Here is an 8,546-nt window from a genome sequence, read left to right on the forward strand (position 1 = left end):
ATGCGGGAGGCCAGGTCGACGTTGCGGGTGGCGACCGGCATCCGGCGGCGGTTGCGGATCAGCCCGCGCGGACACCGGCACCGGTCGCCGGGCCTGCCGGACGCCGTCGACGGCCGGGCCCGCACCGCCCTGTGCCCCCGCGACCGCGGGCCGGTGGCCGTCGCCGGGGACCTCGCCCGCGTCCCCCTCGCCGACTGGGGGCTGACCCGGCGGACCGACGACGTACCGCTCTGCGTGAGCGAACTCGCCGCCACCCACGCCGTCCTGCACGGCGTACCGCCGCACCGCTGCGTCCGTCTCTGTCCGACCCTCGCCACCGACCGAGTCCTCCGCGTCGGAGGGGCACGACAGTGGCGGCGAAGTCCGTGTGCCGGAGCCCGCGCCGGACGCGGAGCAGGGGCGCGGCCTGCCGCTCGTGGCGGCGCCGGCGGACACGTGGGGCTCGGGGGAGCGGGATCCGGGCAAAATCGTCTGGCGCGAGGCCAGAGTTGTCCGGTGCCTTGACGGTCCTGTGGGCCACCAGTTCACTCACGTCGTGAGGTAAGTCATGAGTGGACCACGAGAGCCAAGGGGAAGCTCCATGCGAAGAACCGCCCTGCTCGCCTCCGCCACCCTCCTGGCGGCCCTGCTGCCGTTGGTGTCCGCACAAGCCGCCGACGACCCCGTCCCCACCCCCGTCGACCGCTTCGAGGGCGAGGTCCCCTTCGCGAGCCCGCCCGCCGAAGGCATCTTCACCTGGGGCGGCGACACCGACGACCCGCCCGCCCTCCGGCTGACCGCCAGACAGGACGCCCCCGAGGGGGACAAGGTCCTCAGCGGCACCTATGACATCAGCGGCTACGGCGGGTTCACCCACGACTTCGCGTTCGCCGAGCCCGCCCACGACTGGTCGGCGCGCAAGGGCGTCCGCTTCTGGTGGGACGGCCGGGACAACGGCAAGAAGATCGCCTTCGAGCTGAAGGACGGCGGCGCCGACGGTGAGGCGTCCGAGCTGTGGACGGCGTCCTTCACCGACGACTTCACCGGCTGGAAGCGGATCGAGATCCCCTTCACCGACTTCGCCTACCGCACCGACCACCAGCCCGTCGGCGGCATCGATCACGTCCTCGGCCTCACCGAGACCTGGGGGTACGCCGTCACCCTCCCCGTCGGCGTCAAGGGCGAGTTCGCCATGGACGGCGTCGAACTGTACGGCCGGGCCGACCAGTCGCTGCGGGCGAACGTGACGACCGACGCGGCCGTGTACCCGGTGAAGGAGGGCGGCACGGCCGCCGTCCGGCTCACCGTCGCCACCACCGGCTCCGCCCCGCTCGGCGAACCCGTCACCGTCGCCTACGGGACGACCGGGTCCGGTACCGCGTCGGACCGCGACTTCACGCCCGTCGAGGGCGAGTTCACCTTCCCCGCGGGAACCGCCTCCGGCACCTCCCGCACCGTCCGGGTACGCACGCTCAAGGACCGGACGGCGGAGGCGGCCGAGACGATCCCGTTCCGGCTCACCGTCACCGGCGCCAAGGCCCCGGCCGAGACCCCGCAGGTCGTCGTCGACGCCCACGGACTGCCGTACATGAACGGCAAGTTGCCCGTGCGCGAGCGGGTCGCCGACCTCCTCTCCCGGATGTCCCTCGCGGAGAAGGCCGGCCAGATGACCCAGGCCGAGCGCGGCGCGGTCACCGCACCGGGCGACATCGCCGCGTACGGCCTCGGCTCGCTCCTCTCCGGCGGCGGCTCCACCCCGACGCCCAACACCCCCGAGGGCTGGGCGAGGATGATCGACGCCTTCCAGCTGCGGGCCCGGGCGACCCGCTTCCAGATCCCGCTGATCTACGGCGTCGACGCCGTGCACGGCCACAACAACCTCGTCGGTGCCACGATCACGCCGCACAACATCGGCATCGGGGCCGCCCGGGATCCCCGACTCGCCCACAGGACCGGCGCGGTGACCGCCGCCGAGGTCCGGGCCACCGGCGTCCCCTGGGACTTCGCCCCCTGTCTCTGCGTCGCCCGTGACGAACGCTGGGGCCGCACCTACGAGTCCTTCGGCGAGGACCCGGCGCTCGTCGAGCAGATGGAGACCGTCATCCAGGGCCTCCAGGGAGACCCGGACGGCACCGACCTCAAGGACGACGACAAGGTCCTCGCCACCGCCAAGCACTTCGTCGGCGACGGCGGCACCGAGTTCGGCTCCTCCACCACCGGCACGTACACCATCGACCAGGGCGTCACCAAGGTCACCCGGCAGGAGCTGGAGGCCGTTCACCTCGCGCCCTACCAGAGCGCCGTCGACCGCGGTGTCGGCACGGTCATGCCCTCGTACTCCTCGCTCGACCTCGCCGGCGACGGCCGGGGCCCGGTGAAGATGCACGCCCGCGCCGACATGATCAACGGGGTGCTGAAGGACCGGATGGGCTTCGACGGCTTCGTCATCAGCGACTGGGCCGCCATCGACCAGTTGCCCGGCGACCACGCCTCCGACGTCCGTACGTCCGTCAACGCGGGCCTCGACATGATCATGGTCCCGTACGCGTACCGGGACTTCCACGCGACCCTCGTCGACGAGGCCGGGGCGGGCCGGGTGAGCGAGCGGCGGATCGACGACGCCGTCGCGCGCATCCTCACGCAGAAGTTCCGGCTCGGGCTCTTCGAGAAGCCGTACGCCGACACCAGCGGCGCCTCCGCGATCGGCTCGGCCGGGCACCGGGCCGTCGCGCGGCAGGCCGCCGCCGCCTCGCAGGTGCTGCTGAAGAACTCCGCGGGGCTGCTGCCGCTGCGCAAGAGCCAGAAGGTGTACGTCGCCGGATCCAACGCGGACGACATCGGCAGCCAGAGCGGCGGCTGGACCGTCACCTGGCAGGGCTCCGCCGGCGACATCACCCCCGGCACCACCATCCTGGAGGGCATGCGGAAGGCGGGCGGTGACGTCACGTACTCGAAGGACGCCTCCGCCCCGACCGGTGGCCACGACGTCGGTGTGGTCGTCGTCGGCGAGACCCCGTACGCCGAGGGCGCGGGCGACGTCGGCAACGGTCACGACCTGGAGCTGAGCGCCGCCGACCGGGCCGCCGTCGACAGGGTGTGCGCGGCGATGAGGTGCGCGGTGCTGATCGTCTCCGGGCGGCCCCAGCTCGTCGGCGACCGGCTCGGCGCCATCGACGCGCTCGTGGCGTCCTGGCTGCCGGGCACGGAGGGCGACGGCGTGGCCGACGTCCTGTACGGCAGGCGGGCCTTCACCGGACAGCTGCCGGTGACCTGGCCGAAGTCCGTGGCGCAGCTGCCGATCAACGTCGGCGACACGGCGTACGACCCGCAGTACCCGTACGGCTGGGGCCTGACCACGCTGACCAGGGTCCCGGAAGGCGGCCTGGCGACGCTGAAGGCGCTCGGTGCGGCGGCCCGCGCGGCCGAGCGGACCGGCGCGGACGCGGCGGGCCGCGCGCTCGTCACCAAGGCCCGGCTGCTCGTCCAGCACAAGGCGGGCCAGGACATCACGCCGGCGGTCGCCGGGCCCTTCGCGGACGCGGACCATCTGCTGCTGACCGGGCGGTACGGAGAGGCGGTGGACAAGCTGACGGCGGCGTACCGGGCGGCCTGAGGCGCCGCGTTTCCACTCGCCCGAATGGCCCGTTTCCCCTGGCTTTCGGGTAGCTTCGAAGTATGAAGGTCGCACTTTCGACCCGAGGCTTCGCCGGACTGCTGACCGCGCTGGCGCTCGCCGTCCTGACGGCACTGACCGTCCTGACGGCGGGCGCCCCGCGCGCCGAGGCGGCCACCAGCGTCTCGACGATCGCCGAGGCCCTCCGGGAGAGTCCGGTCTACGTCGATCCGGCCGCGTCCGCGCAGCTCTCGGACGCGGAGGCGAACGCGCTGGCCGAGCAGATCGAGGACGCGGACAAGGCCCTGTTCGTGGCGGTGCTGCCCGCGGACCAGCCCACCGACGACCTCCTGCGGAACCTGCGCACCGCCACCGGTGTGACGGGCCTGTACGCGGTCCGGGTCGGCGACCGCTTCGACGCCGGGGCCGACTCCTCGGTCCTGCCGCGGGACGCCGTACGGAATCTGGTCGGCAGCGTCCAGGGCGAGAAGGACGCGGGTACCCAGCTCGACGACTTCACCGACCGGGCCCTGACCAACATGGGCGGCTCGGCCCCCGCCGGCTGGGACTCCTCGGACGGGGCCGGGGTGCCCACCACCGGGCTGATCACGACGGGGGTCGTCCTGGCCGTCGCCGGTGGAGGCGCCTACGCGCTGGTCCGGCGCAACCGGCGCCGGCACGAGGAGGAGCAGCGGGCCGCGCTGGAGCGGCTGCGGGTCGTCGTCGACGAGGACATCACCGCGTTCGGCGAGGAACTGGACCGGCTCGACTTCCATCCGGGGGAGGCGGGCGCGGACGACGCCATGCGCGCGGCCTACGAGCGCGCGCTCGACTCCTACGACCGGGCGAAGTCGGGCATGGCGGCGGCCGGGAAACCGGAGGACGTGCGGGCCGTCACCCAGACCCTCGACGACGGCCGCTTCTCGCTCGCCGAGCTGGCCGCCCGCCGTGAGGGCCGGCCGCTGCCCGAGCGCCGGCCGCCCTGCTTCTTCGACCCGCGGCACGGCCCCTCGGTCGCCGACGCGACCTGGACGCCGCCGGGCGGCGCGACCCGCGAGGTCCCGGTCTGCGCGGCCGACCGGACCCGGCTGGCCGACGGCCGCGACCCGGTGGTCCGCGAGGTCGACACCGAGGACGGCCGCCGCCCGTACTGGGAGGCGGGTCCCGCCTACGGTCCCTGGGCGGGCGGCTACTTCGGCGGCGGCATCCTGCCCGGCCTGCTCGTCGGCACGATGCTCGGCAGCATGATGGCCACCCCGGCCTACGCGGCCGACTACGGCTCCGGCTACGGCGACTTCGGCGCCGGCGGTTCCGAGGGCGGCGACCTCTCCGGCGCGGACTTCACCACCGACGACTTCAGCGGCGGCTTCGGCGGCGGGGACTATGGCGGCGGCGGAGATTTCGGCGGCGGCGGGGACTTCGGCGGCGGCGGGTTCTGACGCGCCGGGCCGCCGGGCCGCCGGGACGCCGGGACGGCGGGGCGCCGCCTCGGGACCCGGGAGCAGGATTCCCCGGGGCCCGGCACTCAAGAGCACGTGGGTACGGGCACGGGCCCGGCGTAGGAGGACGGCGCCGGGCCCGTGCGGTCGTCCGGGAAGTGAGGCGGCTGCGTCAGAGCGAGGACGCGGCCGAGGCGATGGCGGAGGCGAAGGTGGAGACCTCGGTGTAGACGCCGGGGGCGTTCGCCCGGGCGCAGCCGATGCCCCAGCTGACGATGCCGACCTGGATCCAGGCGTTGCCCGCGTCCCTGCGGAACATCGGGCCGCCGGAGTCGCCCTGGCAGGTGTCGACGCCGCCCGCCGCGTAGCCGGCGCAGATCTCCTCGCTCGCGACGAGTCCGCTGTAGCCGCTGTAGCCGCGGCAGGTGGCGTCGCTGACGAACGGCACGGTCGCCTTGAGCATGTAGCGCTGCTGCGAGCCGCCCTCGGAGGCCGAGCCCCAGCCGGCGACGGTGAAGGTGCCGGTGTTGTACTGCGTGGTCGTGGCGATCTTCAGCGTCGGCAGGTTGATCGGCTGCGCGAGCTTGATGAGCGCCCAGTCCTTGCCGGTGCCGTTGTAGCCGGGGGCCCGGTAGACGTACGTGGAACGCACCTGGACCCGGCCGGTGGTGGACTGCAAGTCCACGACGCCGGCGGTGGCGGTGATGCTGGTGTTGGCGCCGGTGGCGCCCACACAGTGCGCGGCCGTCAGCACGATCTGCTGGGTGTACAGCGCGCCGCCGCAGCCCATCGAGAGCCGGACCATGAACGGGAACTCGCCCTGCGCGGCGCGGGTACCGCCGACGACGGGCGAGGGGGCGGCCTGGGCGGCCGAGACGGGCTGAAGACTGGCGATCGCGAGGGCGGCGGCGCCGACGGCCGCGCATCTCTTGAGGGCCGTGAGGAGTCTCTTCAACGTGGTGCCCTTCCGTGGGGGGTTGAGCCGGGGACTCGTGCAACCGAAACACGGATTTGACGTGCGCATGTCATTAATGGACACAGAGGAATGCCCGGATGCTGGCATGCGCAGGACAAAATCTGTTGCTGGATTATGAGAACGCCGCAAGCGCTCACACAAGGGGTGTGATCCGGCCATCCCTGTCCGGTTCGCTCGCGCGGCGGCCGCGGTGCCCTACGGCAGCCGCGGCACCACCAGCCCCGACTCGTACGCCCTGACCACCGCCTGCGTGCGGTCCCTGAGGCCCAGCTTGGACAGCACGCGGCTGACATGGGTCTTGACCGTCTCCTCGCCCACGCCCAGCCGCTCGGCGACCTCCGGATTGGACAGGCCCTCGGCCAGCAGCCGCAGCACGTCCGTCTCGCGCGGGGTGAGGCCGCGGAGCGCCTCCGGTGCGGGGGCCCTGGGTCGCAGCCGGGCGAACTCGGCGATCAGCCGCCGGGTGATCACGGGCGCGAGCAGCGCCTCACCGGCGGCGACCACCCGTACCGCGTCGAAGAGCCGTTCCGCGGTCACGTCCTTCAGCAGGAACCCGCTCGCCCCGGCGGCCAGGGCGTCGTACACGTGCTCGTCGAGATCGAAGGTGGTGAGCACGAGGACACGCGGCGCCCCGGGGCCGTCGTGCAGCCGCGCGGTCGCCTCGATGCCGTCCATGACCGGCATGCGTACGTCCATCAGGACCACGTCGGGTGACTGCTCCCGGCACACGCGCACCGCCTCGGCGCCGTCGCGGGCGGTGCCGACCACCGCGAAGTCGGGCTGCGTGGCGAGCAGTTGGGCGTAGCCGGCCCGGACGACCTCGTGGTCGTCGGCGACGACGACACGGATGCCGGCGCTCGGGTCCGGGTCCGGGTCCGTGCCGGTGCTCCCGCTCACGTCAGTGCCTCCGCCCCGACCGGCAGCCGGGCCTCGACCAGGAATCCACCGCCGGGCGCCGGACCGGTGCGCAGTGAACCGCCGACCGTCGCCGCACGCTCCCGCATGCCGAGCAGTCCATGGCCAAGGGCGCCGGTGCCGGAGTCGGGGCCGGGGCCGTTGTCCCGCACCCGCACCACCAACTCCTTTTCCTGGTAGCGGAGTTCGATGTCGACGGCGGCGCCCGGAGCATGCCGTCGGGCGTTGGTCAGGGCCTCCTGGATGATCCGGTACGCGGTGACCTCGACGCCCGGATCGAGCAGAGTGACGGGGCCGCTGACGATGAACCGGGTCCGGGAACCGGCTGCCTCCCGCGACGCGTCGGTCAGCTCCAGGAGCTGGCCGATCCTGGGCTGCGGGCGCCGCCCGCCCTCGCTGTCCGGACCCGCCGCGTCCTCCCGCAGTACACCCAGCAGCCGCCGCATCTCCGTCAGCGCGCCACGGGCGGTGTCGCCGATGGCCAGCAGCCGGGTGGCGCCGTCGGCCGGTAGCCCGGGTGTGGTCAGCCGGGCGGTCTCCGCCTGCACGGCGATCATCGAGATGTGATGGGCGACGACATCGTGCAACTCCCTTGCGATGCGGGCCCGTTCGCCCCGTGCGGCATGCTGGAGGAGGGTGTCGGCGAAAGCCTGCTCCGTCGCGCTGTGCGCGAGCGCGGTGGTGCGGGCGTGGTGCGTGATGCCGGTGGCCGCGGCGGCGGAGGCGAGCGTCGCCACGAGTACGGCGACGACCCGGGTGGCGTCCTCGTGACCGACGAGCGCGACGACGACGTACGGCACCACCACCGCCCCGGCGAGCCACGGCCACCCGACCCGCCCCAGCACGTACACGCAGACCAGCTGGGCGACGACCCCGCCGAGAGTGAGCGCCCGGAACGGCACGAGCGCGAGCACACAGCCGACGCTGAGCGCGAGGGCGGCACCGACACGGGTGCCGCGATCGGTGCGGAGGGTGGGGGCGGAGACAGGGGCGGAGACGGAGGCGGGGGCGGTGGCGAGGGCCAGGGCGGTTCGGAGGGTTGCTGCGAGCGCGGCGGCCGTGGTTCGGCCGGGCTGGGGGATGCGTGTGGGTGTGGGTGTGGGTGCGGGTGCGGGTCGTCCGGGACGGGCGTTGGTCTCGGACCCGATCCCGGCCACCGTGCCCGGCCACGCTCCCGACTCCGACTCCGACCCTGGCCACGTCCCCGGCCCCTCCCCGGTCCGTGCCCCCTCCCCGGTCCGTGCCCCCTCTCCGGCCCGCACCCCGTGCCCGGTCCGCAGGACGAGGACCAGCGGGAGTGTGCCGGCGAGTGCGAGCAGCAGCACGACGGCGAGGCCGCCCCGCAGATCACCGCCTCGGACCAGGACCTCCCCGACGGCGAGCACGGCCGGCGCGCCCGGCAGCGTCAGCGCAGCTGGACGCACTCCCGCCCCTCCCCTCTCCGCCACCCCGACGCGGACCTTGACGCCCACCTCACCCCTGCCCCGCGCCCTGACGCCCCTCTCGCCCTGACGCGGACCCGACCCGTACCCTGACGCCCCTCTCGCCCTGACGCGGACCCGACCCGTACCCTGACGCCCCTCTCGCCCTGACGCGGACCCGACCCGTACCCTGACGCCCCTCT

General features: G+C 73.8%; 6 protein-coding genes. 2 read left to right on the top strand and 4 right to left on the bottom strand.

Translation table 11 applies throughout. The features are described 5' to 3' along the window. A partial coding sequence (locus ACWD0J_RS39040) for a hypothetical protein (protein ID WP_451500616.1) occupies positions 1-254 on the bottom strand: 254 nt, incomplete at its 3' end. A 326-nt stretch (positions 255-580) separates the two neighbouring features. Between ACWD0J_RS39040 and ACWD0J_RS39045 the strand changes: the two genes are divergently transcribed. Together ACWD0J_RS39045 and ACWD0J_RS39050 are read left to right on the top strand one after the other, a co-directional pair. Next, positions 581-3,592: a glycoside hydrolase family 3 protein gene (locus tag ACWD0J_RS39045; RefSeq protein ID WP_451500617.1), complete on the top strand. Its 3,012-nt coding sequence runs from the start codon at positions 581-583 to the stop codon at positions 3,590-3,592. Between the two features lie 62 nt (positions 3,593-3,654). After that, positions 3,655-5,031, top strand: a complete 1,377-nt coding sequence (locus ACWD0J_RS39050; protein WP_451500618.1) for a hypothetical protein — start codon at positions 3,655-3,657, stop codon at positions 5,029-5,031. A 172-nt stretch (positions 5,032-5,203) separates the two neighbouring features. Here ACWD0J_RS39050 and ACWD0J_RS39055 read toward each other — a convergent pair whose 3' ends face one another. From ACWD0J_RS39055 to ACWD0J_RS39065, 3 genes are all read right to left on the bottom strand, one after another. Beyond that, positions 5,204-5,986 (bottom strand): serine protease, encoded by a 783-nt coding sequence (locus ACWD0J_RS39055; protein WP_451500619.1) that lies wholly within the window; start codon positions 5,984-5,986, stop codon positions 5,204-5,206. 216 nt (positions 5,987-6,202) lie between these two features. After that, positions 6,203-6,904, bottom strand: a complete 702-nt coding sequence (locus tag ACWD0J_RS39060; RefSeq protein WP_451500620.1) for a response regulator — start codon at positions 6,902-6,904, stop codon at positions 6,203-6,205. Further along, positions 6,901-8,346: a sensor histidine kinase gene (locus ACWD0J_RS39065; protein ID WP_451500621.1), complete on the bottom strand. Its 1,446-nt coding sequence runs from the start codon at positions 8,344-8,346 to the stop codon at positions 6,901-6,903. Before ACWD0J_RS39065 ends, ACWD0J_RS39060 begins: the two co-directional genes overlap by 4 nt. Positions 8,347-8,546: the final 200 nt, after the last annotated feature.

This window comes from Streptomyces sp. NPDC003011 (assembly GCF_053591515.1).